Genomic DNA, 1587 nt, shown 5'->3' on the forward strand with positions numbered 1-1587 from the left:
CCCGTTACCTTTTTAGTAGCCCCTTAACGAGTAAGAATTGGGGTTGTTGGCCTGTCGGTCTCGGCATGATTAAGTCCCCCAGTCATCAATGATCCGGGGGGTGTTGTCACCGGGATTCGATAGGCGCCAGGGGATCGCTAATGGGGACCGGACCAGCGCAATGAAACACCGCCTAGGTCAGCCGTAACGTGGATGCCGAGCCTTGCCGCCGCAGGACATGCCAACACAGATTTGACGGACACAAATTCTGGGAGGTTTGCGTTGATCAAAGACCATGAACTCGTCGACATCTTCATCGGTGTTGACGTCGGCAAGAGCAATCACCATGCGGTCGCCATCGACCGCCAGGGCAAGAAGATCCTCGACCGGGCACTGCCCCAGGACGAGACCAAATTACGCTCCATCATCAGGGCCGTAGCGGGCAAGGGACGGGTTCTGTTGGTCGTCGACCAGCCCTCCACCATCGGCGCCTTACCGGTGGCCGTGGCCCAGGCAGAGGGCATCATGGTCGGCTACCTGCCGGGGCTCGCGATGCGGCGCATCGCGGACCTGCACCCCGGTGAGGCCAAAACGGACGCCCGAGACGCGGCAATAATTGCCGAAGCCGCCCGGTCCCTGCCGCACACCCTACGCTCCATCGTGGTCGCCGACGAGCAGGCCGCGGAGCTGTCGATGCTGTGCGGTTTTGATGACGACCTGGCTAAGCAGGCCACGGCCACCTCCAACCGTATCCGCGGGCTCCTGACCCAAGTCCACCCAGCCCTGGAACGGGTCATTGGCAAGCACCTGGACCACCCGGCCATGGCCGAACTGCTGATCAAATACCCGACGCCGGAGAAGCTGCGCAAGGCTGGCCAGAACCGGGTCGCCACGCTCCTGTCCCGCCATGCGCCGCGGGCCGGGAAAGGCTGGGCGGCGGACGTCTTCACCGCGTTGAATGAGCAGAGCGTCGTGGTCGCCGGCACTGGCGCGGCAGGCATCGTCCTGCCCCAGCTGGCGGCGATGCTCAAACAGCTGCGCACCGCCCGGGAGGAGATCCTCACCCAGGTCGAAGCGCTGGTGGAGGCCCACCCTCTTCACGACGTCCTGACCTCCATGCCGGCGGTCGGGGTCAGGACGGAAGCCCGCATCATCACCGAGGTTGCGGGCAAGGAATTCAAGTCCGCCGGACACCTCGCCTCCTACGCCGGACTCGCCCCCGTGACCTGGCGGTCGGGAACCTCAATCCGCGGTGACCACCCGTCCAAGAAGGGCAACAAGAGCCTCAAACGAGCCTTCTTCCTCTCCTCATTCGCGGCGTTGAAGGACCCGCTCTCACGGGCGTACTACGACCGGAAGCGCGCCGAGGGTAAACGGCACAACCAGGCCCTGATCGCCCTCGCCCGGCGCCGCTGCGACGTCCTCTTCGCGATGCTCCGCGACGGCACGCTCTACGACGCGCCGAGCCCCACGACAGCCTGAGAGGCCAGAGACGTCAGCCGGCCGGGGAAACCCCGCCGGCCGTTGGCTCCTGCCCAAAAACGATCCGCCACCATCTCGAAGGAAAACCCGTCCCAACGCTTGACAAAAAACATAGGGACACCCCCC

Annotated in this window: 1 protein-coding gene; it reads left to right on the plus strand. The window is 64.6% G+C overall.

Annotated features, from left to right (window positions below; translation table 11 throughout):
• The first annotated feature begins 192 nt into the window (after nt 1-192).
• Nucleotides 193-1461, plus strand: a complete 1269-nt coding sequence (locus tag NG696_RS00010) for an IS110 family RNA-guided transposase (RefSeq protein ID WP_374208634.1) — start codon at nt 193-195, stop codon at nt 1459-1461.
• Nucleotides 1462-1587 lie beyond the last annotated feature (126 nt).

It is taken from the genome of Pseudarthrobacter cellobiosi (assembly GCF_023913755.1).
In the GTDB taxonomy this organism is placed as follows: Bacteria; Actinomycetota; Actinomycetes; order Actinomycetales; family Micrococcaceae; genus Arthrobacter; species Arthrobacter cellobiosi.